This is a genomic window from Arthrobacter sp. Bi83 (genome assembly GCF_918698095.1).
Taxonomy (GTDB): Bacteria; Actinomycetota; Actinomycetes; order Actinomycetales; family Micrococcaceae; genus Arthrobacter.
This window is the reverse complement of record NZ_CAKKLY010000003.1, coordinates 54,617-70,215: the sequence shown is the minus strand read 5'-3', so window position 1 is coordinate 70,215 and position 15,599 is coordinate 54,617. Positions and strand designations below refer to the sequence as shown.

Genomic DNA, 15,599 nt, shown 5'->3' with positions numbered 1-15,599 from the left:
GGCCTTAAAACTAGAGCCGGTAGTCCACTACCAGCGGTGCATGGTCAGAGAAACGTGTGTCCCACGAGGGCGCCCGGTCCACGACCGCCGAGACAGCTGCGGCGGCGAGGGTGGGGGTGGCCATGTGGTAATCGATGCGCCAGCCTGAGTCGTTGTCAAAGGCCTGGCCACGTTGGGACCACCAGGTGTAGGGGCCGTTGACGGTACCCGCCAGGCCCCTGTGAACATCCTTCCAGCCGATTTCCTCGCCGAAGAAGCGGTCAAAGTAGGCACGCTCCTGCGGAAGGAAGCCGGCACGTTTGACATTGCCCTTCCAGTTTTTGATGTCCAGTTCCGTGTGGCCAACGTTGAGGTCGCCCGTGACCAGGGCGTGGTCGCTGTGCTTGGAGAGCTCGGGCAAACGGGTGGACATGACGTCCAGGAAACGGTACTTGTCCACCTGCTTTGGCGTGTCCGCCTCACCGGAGTGGACGTATGCACTCGCCACGGTCAGCTGGGCGGGTTTGCCCGCAGTGTCAGTGACGCGGAAGTCGGCTTCCACCCAGCGGCCGGCCAGCGCGAAGTAGTCGTCACCGATGTGCGTGCGGGTGGCGAGCGGTTCGTCACGCGAAGCGATCGCAACGCCCGCGCGTCCCTTAGCCTCGGCTTCGGCGTGCAGAATGTGCCAGCCCTCGCCCAGCAGCTTGTGGACTATGGCGTCCGGGGCACGGACTTCCTGCAGGGTCAGGATGTCCACCTCGCGCTCCGCCAGCCACTCCGCCATGCCCTTCTTGTAGGCAGCACGAAGGCCGTTGACGTTGACTGTTGCGATGCGAAGGTGGTCCTTCTTCAATGCCGAGCTCACCCGTTCCACTCTAGTCGATGATGGTTCCGGTAACCGGCTCACCGGGGCCGCCGGAGGACTTGATCATGTCGCGGGCGTTGGTGGCAGTGATCTCGATGGTTTCCAGGGCGCGGCGGATGGTGTCCTGGTCCGCGGCGGCGCCCTTGGCCCGCTCCTGCTCCACAACGCGCACCTGCACCTGCACAATCTTGAAGGAGTGATCCAGCTTCATGTCCCGGATTTCTTCGGCTTCGCCGCGTTCACCCACCAGGCGGGTGCCGCCCTGGTCCGTGGATACCCGTGACGGAGCCCGGCCGGCGGCCGCGTTGAAGGCGTTCTGCGCTTCGCTGAACTTCGCTCCGGCCTTCTTGGCCGCCCTCTGGATGCTGAAAACCACGAATGAGGCAAGCAGTAGCCAGAACAGCGCGATGACAGCCACGATCCAGCCCACGACGTCGTTCTGGTTGGCCGCGAAAATGACGGCCACCAGGAAGGCCGTGATCAGAACCAGCAGGCCGGGACCGCTGATGCGGAACATGGAAAATCCGCCCTTGGTCGGGTGGGAGGAAGACTTGGAGCTGCCCAGTGATTGCATGCAGTTATTGTCTCAAACCCGCGGACCCTGCCAGCAACGCTTCCACCCCGGGCGAACAGCACCGGCTGGCAGCACCGGCGGACGGCTACTTGAGGAACAGGCTCCTGAGCCTGCCGGTGGTCAGCGCGAGCCCGAGCACGATCATCACCAGGTAGTAGCCGATGTGGACGGCCGTCGCGGGCGTGAAAGCCCCCGCGCTGATCTGCCGCAGCAGCTCAACGCCGTGCCAGAGAGGCATGGCCTGGATCAGCCACTGGATGTACTGCGGGTAGACGCTGAGCGGATAGAACGTGGCGCTGAACAGGAACATGGGAAGCATGATGAAGTTGATCCAGTCCATCTGCTGGAAGGTCTTCATGAAGCTCGTGATGCCCATGCCGAAGCTGGCGAAGCCGAAGGCGACGAGAACCGAGGCGGGGATCATCAGGAGGGCCCATGGCGTGGTGATGAGGCCCATGACGCCCATCACTGCGGTGAACCCCGTGGCGTACAGCAGTCCGCGCAGCAGCGCCAGGAAAATCTCCCCCATGGCAACATCCAGCGGCCCCAGCGACGTGTAGAGCATCCCCTGGTAGAGCTTGGCGAAGTTCATCTTGAAAAAGACGTTCCAGGTGGAGTCGTACACGGCCCCGTTCATGGCCGAGACTGCCAGGAGGGCAGGCGCGATGTACGCCGCGTAGCTGATTTCCTGGCCACCCGGGCCCTGGACGGTTCCAACCACGGCGCCCATGCCGACGCCCATGGAGAGCAGGAACAGCACGGGCTCGAAGAACCCGGACAGCATGACCATCCAGTTGCTGCTTTTGGTGGCCATCAGGCCGCGTCCGATCACCGCCTTGGCGTTGCGTGAATACAGCGGCCCGAAGCGCCTGTTACGCGCTTCCTCGGTGACGCCGTGGCCCTGGGTCAGGATTGTCACTGCCCCATCCTCCTGGCGAATTGGCGCTTGGTGAGGACCCAGCCAAGCCAGGCGAGTCCGAGCAGGAAGGCAATGTGGATGATGGTGAGCACGGGCGATTCCTCATAGCCGTAGCTCACGACCCGGCCAAGCTCCGTCCCGTGCCAGATGGGCGAAATCCAACCGACCCAGCGGACCGCAACGGGCAGCGTGTCCAGCGGAAAGAACGTCCCGGAGAACAGGAACAACGGCATCACGATGAACCTCATGACCATGGCAAACTGGCCTTTGTCTTCCTTGATGGTGGCGGCGTAGGCCATCAGCGGGAGCCCGAAGGCCAGGCCCGCAAGCGTGGCCACGAGGATGGAGACCCAGCCCCAGCCGCTCGGCGAGGCGCCGAAGAGCGCCACGATCACGAAGTAAATGGCGGACTGGAGGAAGAAGCGCACGGTCACGGCGATGATCTGCCCGCCCGCGATCTGCTCGGGGGTGAGCGGCGAGGCGTGGGGCCCGAAGTAGACCCGCCGCCATTTGAAGCCGTCCATCACAGGGAACGTGAATTCGGTGGCGGCGGTCATGACGGCGGCCGAGATGAGGAGCGCCGGCGCGATGAAGGTTATGTAGCTCACGCCGCCGAACGCCGCAGCGCCGCCGGTGTCCACGAGTGTGGCCAGGCCGACGCCCATGGCGAACAGGTAGGCCGCGGGCTGCCCCACGCTGTACAGGAAGATAGACCAGCCGTAGCCCTTCATCACCCGCAGGACCTGCTCGGCGTAGTAGAACGCGCCCCAGCGCCTTGCTTTGGCGGCCGAAACCTCCGGTGAGTGGGCCCGCAAAGGAGGTACCGACGTCGGGCGCTCCTTGACTTCGTCTGCGAACGACGGCTCAGTCAACGAGGCTCCTGCCCGTCAGCCGGAGGAAAACGTCCTCCAGCGAGGACCTGCGCACCAGCGAGGTGAGCGGGCGGAGGCCGCGGGCGGAGACTTCCTCGAGGGCCGCTTCACCGTCGTGGGTGTAGATGAGGACGCGGTCCGGGAGGGTCTCCAGCCGTTCGCCGATTCCCTCCAGTTCCGCGCCGACGCTGGCGTTGCGCTCGGAGCCGAACCGCAGTTCCAGGACCTCGCGGGTGGAGTAGTCCCGGATCAGGCTGGCGGGCGACCCCTCGGCCATGATCCGGCCTTTGTCCACCACGATGAGCCGGTCGCAGAGCTGCTCCGCTTCGTCCATGTAGTGGGTGGTGAGGATCAGGGTGACGCCCTGTTCCTTGAGCCGGAACAGCCGGTCCCAGAGGATGTGCCGGGCCTGCGGGTCAAGGCCCGTGGTGGGTTCGTCAAGGAGCAGGATGCGGGGCTCGTTGATGAGCGAACGTGCAATCGTCAGCCGCCGCTTCATGCCGCCGGACAGCGCGTCCACCTTGGACTTGGCCTTGTCCGTCAGCTGGGCGAATTCGAGGAGCTCGTCCGCTTTGGGCCTAAGGTAGCTAATCGGCAGCCCAAAATAGCGGCCGTAGACCAGCAGGTTGTCACGGACCCTGAGTTCCTCATCCAGGTTGTCCTGCTGCGGCACGACGCCCAGGTGCGCGCGGACCTCCGGCCCGTGCTGTTCCGGGTCCAGGCCCATGATTGTCAGGCTTCCGGAGGTGCGCTGGGCCACCCCGCCGATCATCTTCATGGTGGTGGATTTCCCTGCACCGTTGGGCCCCAGCAGTCCGAAGGACTCCCCCGCCGGAACGCTGAAGGAAATGCCGTCGACGGCGGTGACGTCGCCATAGGTCTTGGTTAGGTTTTCCGCGGTGATGACGTACGGCCGTGCGGCTGACCCGGATTCGTGGGCGGACCCGGCTTCTTCGGTGGACACAGGTTTTTCAGACGTTTCTTCGGCGGAATGGAGTTCAGGCACTCCACCACGCTAGTACTCGGGCCCTGCCAAAGGAATAGCCCGGTCTCAAAAGATCGGCGCCGCCGCGGCCGACCCCGCCTCTTGACGGTCCCGGCCCCAGCAGGCGCCGATCTTCGTGGGCCTATTTTCCGCCGGTCGTGGCGTCGCCGCGGAGGACCCGCAGCCGCTGGCGGTACTCCGATTCATCGATTTCGCCGCGTGCATAGCGCTCCCGCAAAACGCTTTCACCGCCGCGGGCCGTTGCCCACTCGTGGTTCCGGCGCCAGGTGCGCCTCGCCACGAAAATGAACAGCCCGATGACCAGGATCCAGAACAGCGGGAACAGCAGGAACCACGGTGAGAAGCCGCCGCCATTCCAAGGGCCCCCGTATACAACAGTGTCCGCCGGCAGCTGCGAGGCCGCCGCAGCCAGGGTGGTGGCAAGTGAAGTAAGCATTTCAGTCATCCAAACTCTCGGTGGAGGGCCGTCTTTCGGCTCTGTTCCGAGTCTTGCCGTTCGACGGCGGGGGGGCGTCCGCCGCCGGGAGTCACCTTGGGATGCCCGCCTACTCCGGCAGGAGGCGTGCACCTACGCCTTTGGCCTACACCTTTAAGCTGCCCAGCGCCTTGAGTCAGCCCAGCGCCGTCAGCCGGCCCAGCCCGGGCGCACCAGCCCCGATTCGTAGGCGAGCACCACCAGCTGTGCCCGGTCCCTGATCAGCAGCTTGGTCATGATCCGGGAGACGTGCGTCTTGGCCGTGAGCGGCGTGATGAACAGCCGTTCAGCGATCTCTGCGTTGTTCAGGCCTTCACCCACCAACCGCAGGACCTCGCGTTCGCGCTCCGTAATCTGGTCCAGCGAGGCCGGGGGCCGGGACGCACGCGACTGCACGGCCAGCAGGGCCATGATGCGGCGGGTCACTGAGGGCGACAGGAGGGCGTCGCCGTCGTGGACCACGCGCACCGCGCGGAGCAGCTCCTCCGGTTCCGTGTCCTTGACCAGGAATCCGGCCGCCCCGGCCCGCACCGCCTCCGCGATGTATTCGTCCAGTTCAAAGGTGGTCAGGATTATGATCCGCGTGCCTGCCAGGTCCTCGGCGGCCATGATCTGCCGTGTGGCCTCAAGCCCGTCGCCGCCGGGCATGCGAATGTCCATGAGCACCACGTCCGGATGCTCGCGGGCCGCCAGGCGCACGGCGTCGCGGCCGGTCCCGCACTCGGCCACCATGGCCATGTCCGGTTCGGCGTTCAGCAGTGCGCGGAAACCAGCCCGGATGAGGTTCTGGTCGTCGGCCAGCAGGATGCGGATCATGGCCTGCCGTCCATCTCCTGCAGCGGCGGGGCGGGGACCGGCAGAATGGCCCGGACCCGCCAGCCCGGCTCGAGTGCAGCGAGCTCAAGCGTGCCACCCAGGGCGGCCGCCCGCTCCCGCATTCCGGTCACGCCGTTCCCTTCGGGAACTCCGGCGGCGCCAGCGCCGTCGTCGTCGATTGTCACGGTGAGCCGGCCGCCGCCGGACTCTGCCGGTGATTCCGGATCTTCCAGGGCGAGGACGACGCCGGCCTTCCGCGCTCCGGCGTGCCGCACCACATTCGTCAGGGACTCCTGGACGATCCGGTAGGCCACCTCCTGCACCGCCTCTGGAAGGCGGCTCGAAACGTCCGGGTCCGGCTGGGTCAGCACCACCTCCAGACCGGCGTTGCGGGCGCCTTCCGCGAGCCAGGCGACGCGCTGCAGCTGTGGCGGCGGCACCGGGCTGAGCGGGGCAGGGTCCAACCGGGCCGGGCCCAACCGGGCCGGGCCCAGCGGGGCCGGGCCCAGCGGGGCGTCGTCGCGGAGGACTCCCAGAAGCTGGCGGATCTCCGCCAGCGATTCCTTGCTCGCTGTCTTGATCGCCTCCAGTGCCGGGCGGAACTGGCCCGGATCCTTCTCCCCCAGGTGCAGCGCCACTGAGGCGCGGACGTTGATCAGCGAGAGTGAGTGCGCCACGACGTCGTGGATGTCCCGGGCGAGCGCAAGCCGGTACTCGTCGCGCGCGGCCTGCTCCCGGGCTTCACGTTGGCGGCGGCGTTCGGCAACCCGCTCGCCGCGCAGCCTGGCACCTTCCCCGAACAGGACGAGGATGCCCAGCCACGATGTTCCAGCGAAGGCCCGGATCAGGGATGCGTCATCGCCGGCCAGCAGTGACACAGCCACCAGCACGGCAGCGCACGCGCCTGCCAACGCCCAGGTCTGCCAGCGTTTGCCGGCCGCCGCGGAGAACACGATGGCGAGGGCCAGCGACAGGAACACCGGGCCCCACGCATAGCCGAGCGCCAAATAGGCCGTGACGGCCGCTGCCGCAACCGGCAGCATGACCAGCGGAGCGCGCCGCCGCAACGATAACGAGGCCGGCCCCAGCAGCAGCAGGACGAAGGCGAGTACATCCAGGGGCCGGTGGTCCGGCTGCCGGGCGGAGGCGAAGAAGGTGCCGACAATCTGGAAAACCGCCACAGCGGTCACGATGACGGCGGTGGGCGGTCCCCGGAAACGGCGCTGCATAGTCCGAGCCTAGCCGCGGGCGCGCTGGTCGTCGTCTGCTTAACGGCGTAGGGCGCCTACTCCGGCAGGAGTAGGCGCCCTACGGTCCGGGCAGTGGAGAGCGAAATCAGCCGACGCCGGAGGTGCTTCCCGCTGCCAGTTGGCGTTCCGCGGCTTCGACCACGTTGGTCATGAGCAGCGCCACGGTCATGGGACCGACGCCGCCGGGGTTCGGCGAAATCCACCCGGCTACCTCGGCAGCGGCAGGATCGATGTCGCCATGGACCTTGCTCTTGCCCGTCTCGGGATCGGTTTCACGGGTGACACCGACGTCGAGCACGGCCGCGCCCGGCTTAATGTCCGCAGCCTTGACGATGTGCTTGGCACCCGCCGCCCCCACAATGACGTCCGCCTGCCGCAGCAGCTCCGAGAGGTTCTTGGTGCCGGTGTGCGTCAGCGTCACGGTGGCGTTCACGGCCCGCCGGGTGAGCAGCAGGCCGATCGAGCGGCCGATCGTGACGCCGCGGCCGACCACCACGACGTGCTTGCCCGCGAGGCTGTAGCCGTTGCGCTCCAGCAACTCGATGACGCCGCGGGGCGTGCACGGCAGCGGCGAGGTGATCTCGCCGTTGACATTGAGCACCAGCCGGCCAAGGTTGGTCGGGTGCAGGCCGTCGGCATCCTTGGCGGGGTCAACCCGCTCAAGAATCGCGTCGGTATCCAGGTGCTTGGGCAGCGGCAGCTGCACAATGTAGCCGTGGCACGCAGGATCCGCATTGAGTTCGTCAATGAGGGCCTCAACCTGGGCCTGGGTGGCATCCGCCGGAAGCTCACGCTGGATCGAGTTCATCCCGATCTCCACAGACTGCTTGTGCTTCATGGACACGTACAGCTGCGAGGCAGGGTCCGCGCCCACGAGTACGGTGGCAATGCCCGGAGTGACGCCGCGGGCCTTCAGGACCGCCACGCGCTCAGCCAGCTCGGATTTAATGGCGGCAGCGGCTGCCCTACCGTCAAGGACCTTCGCGGTCTGCGCCATAGAGGGGTTCACCACTGCTCGTGCTGCGGGTACAGCGGGAAGTCGGCGGCCAGCTTGTCCACGCGGGCCTGCAGTGCCTCCACATCGGTGCCGGACCCTGCCTTCAGTGCGGAGGCGATGATCTCTGCAACCTCGGTGAACTCCTGGGCGCCGAAACCGCGGGTTGCCAGCGCCGGGGTGCCGATGCGCAGACCGGAGGTGACCATCGGCGGGCGGGGGTCGAACGGCACGGCGTTGCGGTTGACGGTGATGCCCACGGAGTGCAGGAGGTCTTCGGCCTGCTGGCCGTCCAGCTGCGAGTTGCGCAGGTCAACCAGGACCAGGTGCACGTCGGTGCCGCCGGTGAGGACCGAGACGCCGGCTTCGGCGACGTCGGACTGGTTGAGGCGGTCCGCGATGATCTTGGCGCCCTCGAGGACGCGTTCCTGGCGTTCCTTGAACTCTGCGGTGCCGGCGATCTTGAAGGCCACAGCCTTGGCGGCGATGACGTGCATGAGCGGGCCGCCCTGCTGGCCCGGGAAGACGTTGGAGTTGAGCTTCTTGGCCCACGCCTGCTTTGCCAGGATCACACCGGAGCGGGGACCCGCCAGGGTCTTGTGCACGGTGGAGGTGACGACGTCGGAGTGCGGCACCGGGCTCGGGTGCAGTCCGGCTGCCACGAGGCCGGCGAAGTGCGCCATGTCGGTCCAGAGGAGGGCGCCCACTTCATCGGCGATGGAGCGGAAGGCTGCGAAGTCGAGGTGGCGCGGGTAGGCGGACCAGCCGGCGATGATGACCTGCGGCTTCTCGGCGATGGCCTGCTCGCGCAGCTTGTCCATGTCGACCCGGAAGTTGTCCTGCTCAACCTGGTAGGCCGCCACGTTGTACAGCTTGCCGGAGAAGTTGAGCTTCATGCCGTGGGTGAGGTGGCCGCCGTGCGCCAGGGAGAGGCCCAGGATCTTGTCGCCCGGAGTGATCATGGCGGACAGGGCGGCGGCGTTGGCCTGCGCGCCGGAGTGCGGCTGGACGTTGGCGTATTCGGCGCCGAACAGTTCCTTGACGCGGTCGATTGCCAGCTGCTCGGCGATGTCGACGTACTCGCAGCCGCCGTAGTAGCGGCGGCCCGGGTAGCCCTCGGCGTACTTGTTGGTCAGGACGGAGCCCTGGGCTTCCATAACAGCGCGCGGTGCAAAGTTTTCGGAGGCGATCATTTCCAGGGTGCCGCGCTGGCGGCCGAGTTCCTGGTCCAGTACTGCGGCGATCTCGGGATCGAGTTCAGCCAGCGGCTGGTTGCTGACGGTGAAGGAAGTGCTGACGGAAGTCGGTGAAGTAGTCACGAAGAACTCCTGGCTAGGGATGGGCACTGCTAAGGTCAGGCTACCGGCTGGGACGTTGCTCCGCCCCTTGATGACAAGTCACAGGACTGTCCCGGACGCTTGTCCGTTCAGGGCACCGCAGCGAACCGGGTGACCGCTCTTCGAGAAGCGCAGCACCCTGCCGGCAAAACATGACCCTCGGCCCAGGCGTACGATCCGTGGTCTTCGTGATTGCCGCTCCCTGGTGGTTAGCCACCCAACGCCAGTTGCGACCCCACCAGACTACCAAAAGGCAGGCCTCCGCGCGGGTAGGCTGTTCTTCGTGATTGAAGACCAGTTCGCCAAAGCGTACGTAGTAACCCTTTCCTGCCCCGACCGCCCCGGGATCGTCCACGCCGTCGCCGGCGCCCTGCTCGTGGCAGGCTGCAACATTACGGACTCCCAGCAGTACGGCAGCCAGTCCACCGGCACCTTCTTCATGCGCGTTGAAGCAACGACCGCCGCCTCCCGGGCCGACGTCCACGCGGCACTCGAGCCCGTGGCCGGGGCGTTCGGCATGCAGTGGAGCCTCCACCCGGTGGGCCAGAAGGTCCGCACGTTGCTCATGGCGAGCAAGTCCGCCCACTGCCTCAACGACCTCCTGTTCCTGCAGCGCTCCGGCACGCTGCCGATCGAGATTCCGGCCATCGTCTCCAACCACAACGATCTGGCCGGGCTCGCGGAGTTCTACGGGATCCCGTTTCACCACATTCCGGTCACACCCGACACCAAAGCGCAGGCCGAGGACAAGCTTCGTGCCATCATGGCGGAGAACGATGTCGAACTGACGGTGCTGGCGCGCTACATGCAGATCATCTCCGACGAACTGTGCACCGAGCTGACCGGCAAGGCCATCAACATCCACCATTCCTTCCTGCCGTCCTTCAAGGGCGCCAAGCCGTACCACCAGGCCCACGCCCGCGGCGTGAAGCTGATCGGCGCCACCGCCCACTACGTCACCGCCGCGCTGGACGAGGGCCCCATCATCGAGCAGGAGGTGATCCGGGTGGACCACGCGCGCACTCCGGAGCAGTTCGTGCAGATGGGCCGCGACGTTGAAGGCCGGACCCTCGCCCAGGCCGTGCAGTGGCACGCCGAGCACCGGGTGCTCCTCGACGGCAACCGGACAGTGGTTTTCAACTGACCCGTCCTTAGCTGACCTGGTCACCGCGGGCTTGTTCCCAGCAGGCGGGTTTTAACTCAGACTGGTTAACGCCATGACCCTGCTGACCGAAACTTCGCTGGAAACCTTCATCGCGCTGCTCAAAGCCCAGGGGCGCCACGCAGTGCTGGACGTCTGCTGCGGCCCCGGCGAGGACGGCCTCAGGTTCGTTCGGGCCGGCATCCACTACACCGGGGTGGACCCGTTCGACGGGAACGTCCGGTACGCCCTCTCCCGCCGCCTCAGCGTTTCCGTCGCGGAACCCGCCCGCCTGCCTTTCGCGGACCACAGCTTCCCAGCGGTGTGGGCAGTGCAGGCTCTGGCGGGGCTCACCGCTGAGGAGGCGGACGACGTCGTACGGGAACTCGAGCGGGTGGCGGCACCAGGCGCGCCGATCGCCGTCGTCCTCCCCTGACCACCCAACCGTGTCTGAGCGTGCACTCACGTGACAAAATAGGGTGTATTACCCGCCACCGCATCTGCATTTGCGCTTGCGCTAAGGATCGGCAATGAAGAAAGAGCTGAAGGACGCCGCGAACGCGGTCGAGGACGCATCGAACTCCAGGGCTCTCGTGATTGCCGCCAGAGCAGGTTTTGCCGTCAGCGGCCTGTTGCACCTGCTTATCGGGTTCGTCGCCATCCAGTTGGCATTAGGCACGGCGGGAAAGGCGGGACCGGCCGACCAAGCCGGTGCAGTCGCCCAACTCGCCGCCCAGCCGCAGGGTCTGCTGCTGCTCTGGGCCGGATTCGCCGCCTGCGTAGCTCTGACTCTCTGGCAAATCAGTAACTCCGTGTTCGATTACGGTCAGCTGGAGGCCAAGAAGAAGGTGGGCAAGAAGATTTCCGCAGCCGGCAAGGCGGTGGTGTTCGCAGTCATCGCGCTGACGTTCGCCGCCTCCGCAAGCGGCAACAGCAAGAACAGCGGAAAGACCACCAGCGATTTCACCCTCTCAATCATCAAAGCGCCCGGAGGTGCGGTCCTGCTGATCGCCATCGGGGCCGCGATCGCCATCGGCGGCCTTGTCTTCGTGGTCCTCGGAGTCAAAGGATCGTTCAAGAAGGAGCTCCGGCTGCCGTCCTCGGGCACCGCCCGTTCCGTCGTGACCGGGCTGGGCGTCGTCGGCTACGTGGCCGAGGGCGTCGCACTGTTTCTGGTGGGATTGCTGTTCATCATCGCCACCGCCAACGCCCGCCCCCAGGAGTCCACTGGCCTGGATGGCGGGTTGAAGGCACTGCGCGAGCAGCCGTACGGGGTGTACATGCTCACCGCCGTCGGCGCCGGCCTGATCTGCTACGGGCTCTACCTGATGGTGAAGGCCAAATTCGCACGGATGTAAGCTCCCCGCCGGCGCATATACGGAAATATTCCCGGACATGAGGCGATCCCCCGTTCGGCCAATTTTTCGCTCAGCCTGAGGCCGGCGCGAGCTGCTACGCAAATGGGCCGAACGGGTGTCTTAGGCTGGTGGCATGGCTCCCATATATTCTTTCGCCGGCGACACCCCGGACATCCACCCCTCGGTATTCGTGGCGCCGACAGCGTCGATCATCGGCCGGGCTACGCTCGCGGAGGACGCCAGCGCCTTCTACGGCGTTTCCGTGCGGGCGGACACCGCGACGATCAGCGTCGGCGCCGGCAGCAACCTGCAGGACAACGTAGTGCTGCACGCCGACCCCGGCTTCCCCTGCAGCGTCGGGGCACGTGTCAGCGTCGGGCACAGCGCCGTGGTCCACGGCTGCACCGTTGAGGATGACTGCCTCATCGGCATGAGCGCCACCATACTCAACGGCGCAGTGATCGGCGCCGGCTCGCTCGTGGCCGCCGGCGCCGTGGTCCTCGAAGGAACCGTGGTTCCGCCGCGCTCCCTGGTGGCCGGTGTACCGGCCAAGGTGCGCCGCGAACTCTCGGATGAGGAGTTCGACGGCGTGAAGCGCAACGCCGCCCACTACCGTGAACTCGCGCAGGCACACCGCGAACTGCACGCCAGCTAGCAGCGGCTGACCGAGCTCGTCGAGATCACGGTTTTGACGAGCTCAACCAGCGGCTAGTCCAGGCTGATGGGTCCCAGCGCGTCGAGCAGGTCGCCGGGGCCCGGGTTCGCAGCGGACGACGAACCGCCGAGGTGGTTTACCACGCCCCACACGGCGTTCAGCCCGGTGGTCACGGCGCCCTCGGCCCAGCCGGCGGTGAACGAGATGTCGTCGCCGGCCAGGAAGAGCCCGCGCTGCGCTTCCGGCAGCTTGTCCTGCTTAAAGTGGCTGAAGAGCCGCTGCTGGTAGCGGTAGTGCCCCGGCAGGTTTGCCTTGAATGCACCCATGAAGTTGGGGTCAGCTTCCCAGGAGACGGTGATGGGCTGGCCCACGATGTGGCTCGCGATGTCCACGCCCGGGTAGATCTGCTCCAGTGAGTGCAGCATCAGCTCGACCCTCTGGTCGGCGTCGAGCGCGAGCCACTTCAGGGCGTCGTCGTTCCAGGTGTAGGACAGCAGGATCACTGCCGGCTTGTCCGGTCCGTTGTCCAACAGGTACGTGGCGCGGTTAAGGCGGTCTGTCAGCGTCATGGACAGGACCTCGCGGCCGGTGGCGGGGTCGATGTCCTTCCAGAAAGGCCGGTCCACCATCACGAAGGTCTTGGACGACTGCATGTAGTGGGAACGCTCAATCGCCGTCCAGAGCTCCGCCGGGAACAGCGCCTCCTCGGTGTGGATGCGCGTGGACAGCAGCCACGACTGGCATGTGGTGACCACGGCCGGGTACGCGGACTCGCGGCCCCACCGCTCGCGGATGCGCAGGTCGCCGCTGGCATCGCGGCTGATCCGGTCAACGGCTCCCCGCGGGGAGCCCGAGTGCAGCGACGCCAGTGACGTCCCCTCCGGCCAATGGGCCATGCCCGACGGCGCGTGGTGCCACAGTGCCTCGGGGAGCCTTTGCGCTCCCCCGGCGATGAGACGGTGCTGGTCGTCGGCGTCCGTGTACACGACGCGCAGGATCTCCAGGATGGAGTTGGGGAAGTCCGTGTCCCAGCCGCCGGTGCCGAAGCCCACCTGGCCGAACGCCTCGCGGTGCGCGAAGCCCGCCTCCTTGAACGAGTCGCTTCCGGCAATGAAGCCGTAGAAGGTCTGTTCGTCCAGCAGCGGCAGCAGCTCGTTCCAGAGCTCCTTGATCCGCGCTGTGTCGCGAGCCCGGATGGCGTCCTGCATCTCACTGAACTTGGCGCCGTCGTTCACGGCCGCCTTCCAGGCCTCGGCCACTTCGCGGAAGAACGGCGGCAGGTCCGCCGCGGTGCTTGCGTAGTGCTTCTGCCCGGCGAGTTCGATCACAGTGCTGGAGGTTGCGGGGGCCAGCGGGTTGGGGAAGTCCTGGGTCTCGATGCCCAACAAGTCAACGTAGTGGTAGAACGCCTTGCCTGACACCGGGAAACGCATGCCGCCCAGATCCGCAACCACTCCCGGAGCGGAGGGGAAGCTGGCCGTGCGCAGGCGGCCGCCGATCTGGTCGGCTTCATAGACTACCGGGCGCAGCCCGAGCTTCATGAGTTCGTAGGCGGTGACAAGTCCAGACAATCCCGCACCCACCACAGCCACTTCTGTGCCGTATAGCTCGGCCGGCACGGAGCCCAGTCCGTCCGGGTGGGCGAGGTAGTGGTCGTAGCTGAACGGGAAGTCCGGGTTCAGCATGGTGATAGGGGCCTGGTCCAGCTTGTCGGAAGCGGCCGCTGCGGTGCCGGTCAGGGTGCCGGCGGAGGTGCCGACGCTGGACGGATCCGAGGCGGGCAGTTCGGTGGCGATGGTCATGGAAGCTCTGCCTTCATGGTTTCGGGGGTTGACGTGGTGCTCGAAAGTTCGCGGCTGGACAATTCACGGTATTCCTCGTGACTCAGGGAAGCCACCCTTGAGTTGCGGCGGCCGTAGCCGAAGTAGGCGGCCAGGCCTACCAGCATCCAGATCCCGAAGGTCACCCAGGTATCGACGCCCAGGTTAGCCATCAGGTAGGCGCACATGAGCGCACCGAGGATCGGGGTGAGCGGGAAGAAAGGGACCCGGAAGGTCCGTTTGAGCTCTGGCCGGGTGCGGCGCAGGTAGATGACGGCGACGTTTACCAGCGCGAAGGCGAAGAGGGTGCCGATGCTGGTGGCGTCGGCCAGGGCACCGAGCGGAACCAGCCCGGCAGTGAGGGCGACGAGGATGCCCACGATCAGCGTGCCGGCAACCGGAGTGCCGGTCTTCGGCGAGACCCGGCCGAAGACCTTGGGCATGAGTCCGTCGCGGGCCATGGAGAGCAGGATGCGGGTTTGTCCGTAGAGGACGGTCAGCACGATGCTGGCGATGGCCAGGACGGCACCCACGGCGAAGACGAGGGCGATCCACGGCTGACCGGTGGTCTCCTCAAGGATCTTGACGAGCGCGGCTTCGTTACCGTCGAACCAGCCCCAGGGCCGGGCGCCGATGGCGGCCACGGCAACCAGGACGTAGATGGTGGTGACGATCAACATGGAGAGCATGATGGCCCGCGGCAGGTCGCGCTTGGGGTTGCGGGCTTCCTCGCCGGCGGTGGATGCGGCGTCGAAGCCGATGTAGGAGAAGAAAACGCTGGAGGCTGCGGCGGACACCCCGGCGGCACCCATGGGCATAAGAGGCTCGAAGTTGCCGGCGTTGAAGGCTGTGAAGGCAACCGCGCAGAAGAAGAGCAGGATGACCACCTTGATAGCCACTATGGCCGTGTTGATCCAGGCGCTTTCCTTGGCACCCCGTACAAGCAGGATCATGGCCAGGAGAACAATGATCATGGCCGGGATGTTCATGACGCCGCCGTCACCGGGCGGCTGGGAGATCGCGTCCGGCATGACCATGCCGAAGACCGCCAGGGCCTCGTTCACGTACTGGCCGGCGCCCACTGCGACGGCGGCCACCGAGACGGCGTATTCCAGCACGAGGCACCAGCCGCAGATCCACGCCATGCCCTCACCCAGGGTGGCGTAGCTGTAGGAATAGCTGGAGCCGGCCACCGGCACCAGGCCGGCCATTTCGGCGTACGACACGGCGGACAGCAGGGCGGCCACGCCGGCGATGGCGAAAGAGATCCAGATGGCCGGCCCGGCCAGCGGTACCGACTCACCCAGAATCACCAGGATGCCGGTTCCGAGGGTGGCACCCACGCTGATCATGGTCAGCTGCAGGACGCCGAAGCTGCGGACCAGGCGGGGTCCGCCGTGGCCTGTTTCGGCTTCAGTGACCATCTGTCCGATCGGCTTGCGGCGCAGCAGCTGGGCTGCCAGGCCGGGCCGGCCGGCCGGCGCCGCCGGCCGCTGTTCTGTGTAGGTGGGCACAGTCATCGTTGACGTCCGTTCGTG

At 66.4% G+C, this 15,599-nt stretch carries 16 protein-coding genes; 4 read left to right on the top strand and 12 right to left on the bottom strand.

The window, feature by feature from the left end; translation table 11 throughout:
* Positions 1 to 10: 10 nt before the first annotated feature.
* From LQ144_RS03195 to glyA, 10 genes are all read right to left on the bottom strand, one after another.
* Positions 11 to 844, bottom strand: coding sequence for an exodeoxyribonuclease III (locus LQ144_RS03195; RefSeq protein ID WP_230117115.1), 834 nt, complete (start codon positions 842 to 844; stop codon positions 11 to 13).
* Between the two features lie 10 nt (positions 845 to 854).
* Positions 855 to 1,418, bottom strand: coding sequence for a hypothetical protein (locus tag LQ144_RS03190; protein ID WP_230117114.1), 564 nt, complete (start codon positions 1,416 to 1,418; stop codon positions 855 to 857).
* Positions 1,419 to 1,503: 85 nt separating this feature from the next.
* The gene (locus LQ144_RS03185; RefSeq protein WP_230117113.1) at positions 1,504 to 2,337 is read right to left on the bottom strand and encodes an ABC transporter permease; all 834 of its coding nucleotides are present in this window, start codon (positions 2,335 to 2,337) and stop codon (positions 1,504 to 1,506) included.
* Positions 2,334 to 3,209: an ABC transporter permease gene (locus LQ144_RS03180; protein ID WP_230117112.1), complete on the bottom strand. Its 876-nt coding sequence runs from the start codon at positions 3,207 to 3,209 to the stop codon at positions 2,334 to 2,336. The genes LQ144_RS03185 and LQ144_RS03180 overlap by 4 nt, the downstream gene beginning before the upstream one ends.
* Positions 3,202 to 4,173, bottom strand: coding sequence for an ABC transporter ATP-binding protein (locus LQ144_RS03175; RefSeq protein ID WP_230117187.1), 972 nt, complete (start codon positions 4,171 to 4,173; stop codon positions 3,202 to 3,204). The genes LQ144_RS03180 and LQ144_RS03175 overlap by 8 nt, the downstream gene beginning before the upstream one ends.
* Before the next feature lie 163 nt (positions 4,174 to 4,336).
* On the bottom strand, positions 4,337 to 4,651 hold the full coding sequence (locus LQ144_RS03170; protein ID WP_230117111.1) for an SHOCT domain-containing protein: 315 nt from the start codon (positions 4,649 to 4,651) through the stop codon (positions 4,337 to 4,339).
* A 189-nt stretch (positions 4,652 to 4,840) separates the two neighbouring features.
* Positions 4,841 to 5,506, bottom strand: a complete 666-nt coding sequence (locus LQ144_RS03165) for a response regulator transcription factor (RefSeq protein WP_230117110.1) — start codon at positions 5,504 to 5,506, stop codon at positions 4,841 to 4,843.
* Positions 5,503 to 6,735: a histidine kinase gene (locus LQ144_RS03160; protein ID WP_230117109.1), complete on the bottom strand. Its 1,233-nt coding sequence runs from the start codon at positions 6,733 to 6,735 to the stop codon at positions 5,503 to 5,505. The genes LQ144_RS03165 and LQ144_RS03160 overlap by 4 nt, the downstream gene beginning before the upstream one ends.
* Positions 6,736 to 6,841: 106 nt before the next feature.
* Positions 6,842 to 7,753: a bifunctional methylenetetrahydrofolate dehydrogenase/methenyltetrahydrofolate cyclohydrolase gene (locus tag LQ144_RS03155; protein ID WP_230117108.1), complete on the bottom strand. Its 912-nt coding sequence runs from the start codon at positions 7,751 to 7,753 to the stop codon at positions 6,842 to 6,844.
* Positions 7,754 to 7,761: 8 nt separating this feature from the next.
* Positions 7,762 to 9,069, bottom strand: a complete 1,308-nt coding sequence (gene glyA / locus LQ144_RS03150; protein ID WP_230117107.1) for a serine hydroxymethyltransferase — start codon at positions 9,067 to 9,069, stop codon at positions 7,762 to 7,764.
* Between the two features lie 301 nt (positions 9,070 to 9,370).
* Here glyA and purU point away from each other — a divergent pair, with 301 nt between their 5' ends.
* The 4 genes from purU (at position 9,371) to LQ144_RS03130 (ending at position 12,241) form a co-directional block, all read left to right on the top strand.
* Entirely contained in the window at positions 9,371 to 10,231 is an 861-nt protein-coding gene (purU, locus tag LQ144_RS03145; RefSeq protein WP_230117106.1) for a formyltetrahydrofolate deformylase, read from the top strand.
* 73 nt (positions 10,232 to 10,304) lie between these two features.
* The gene (locus LQ144_RS03140) at positions 10,305 to 10,664 is read left to right on the top strand and encodes a class I SAM-dependent methyltransferase (protein WP_230117105.1); all 360 of its coding nucleotides are present in this window, start codon (positions 10,305 to 10,307) and stop codon (positions 10,662 to 10,664) included.
* 94 nt (positions 10,665 to 10,758) lie between these two features.
* The gene (locus LQ144_RS03135) at positions 10,759 to 11,586 is read left to right on the top strand and encodes a DUF1206 domain-containing protein (RefSeq protein WP_230117104.1); all 828 of its coding nucleotides are present in this window, start codon (positions 10,759 to 10,761) and stop codon (positions 11,584 to 11,586) included.
* Positions 11,587 to 11,719: 133 nt separating this feature from the next.
* Positions 11,720 to 12,241, top strand: coding sequence for a gamma carbonic anhydrase family protein (locus LQ144_RS03130; protein WP_230117103.1), 522 nt, complete (start codon positions 11,720 to 11,722; stop codon positions 12,239 to 12,241).
* A 53-nt stretch (positions 12,242 to 12,294) separates the two neighbouring features.
* Here the strand turns inward: LQ144_RS03130 and LQ144_RS03125 are convergent, their stop codons facing one another.
* Entirely contained in the window at positions 12,295 to 14,043 is a 1,749-nt protein-coding gene (locus tag LQ144_RS03125; protein WP_230117102.1) for an NAD(P)/FAD-dependent oxidoreductase, read from the bottom strand.
* A complete protein-coding gene (locus LQ144_RS03120; protein ID WP_230117101.1) occupies positions 14,040 to 15,581 on the bottom strand; it encodes an amino acid permease in 1,542 nt (513 codons plus the stop codon). The genes LQ144_RS03125 and LQ144_RS03120 overlap by 4 nt, the downstream gene beginning before the upstream one ends.
* Positions 15,582 to 15,599 lie beyond the last annotated feature (18 nt).

Bases quoted from the DNA above. Each gene is read 5' to 3' on its own strand.
- LQ144_RS03135 (WP_230117104.1), top strand. From the start codon at position 10,759: ATGAAGAAAGAGCTGAAGGACGCCGCGAACGCGGTCGAGGACGCATCG.
- LQ144_RS03170 (WP_230117111.1), bottom strand. From the start codon at position 4,651: ATGCTTACTTCACTTGCCACCACCCTGGCTGCGGCGGCCTCGCAGCTG.
- LQ144_RS03155 (WP_230117108.1), bottom strand. From the start codon at position 7,753: ATGGCGCAGACCGCGAAGGTCCTTGACGGTAGGGCAGCCGCTGCCGCC.
- LQ144_RS03120 (WP_230117101.1), bottom strand. From the start codon at position 15,581: ATGACTGTGCCCACCTACACAGAACAGCGGCCGGCGGCGCCGGCCGGC.
- LQ144_RS03140 (WP_230117105.1), top strand. From the start codon at position 10,305: ATGACCCTGCTGACCGAAACTTCGCTGGAAACCTTCATCGCGCTGCTC.
- LQ144_RS03165 (WP_230117110.1), bottom strand. From the start codon at position 5,506: ATGATCCGCATCCTGCTGGCCGACGACCAGAACCTCATCCGGGCTGGT.
- LQ144_RS03160 (WP_230117109.1), bottom strand. From the start codon at position 6,735: ATGCAGCGCCGTTTCCGGGGACCGCCCACCGCCGTCATCGTGACCGCT.
- LQ144_RS03125 (WP_230117102.1), bottom strand. From the start codon at position 14,043: ATGACCATCGCCACCGAACTGCCCGCCTCGGATCCGTCCAGCGTCGGC.
- LQ144_RS03130 (WP_230117103.1), top strand. From the start codon at position 11,720: ATGGCTCCCATATATTCTTTCGCCGGCGACACCCCGGACATCCACCCC.
- LQ144_RS03190 (WP_230117114.1), bottom strand. From the start codon at position 1,418: ATGCAATCACTGGGCAGCTCCAAGTCTTCCTCCCACCCGACCAAGGGC.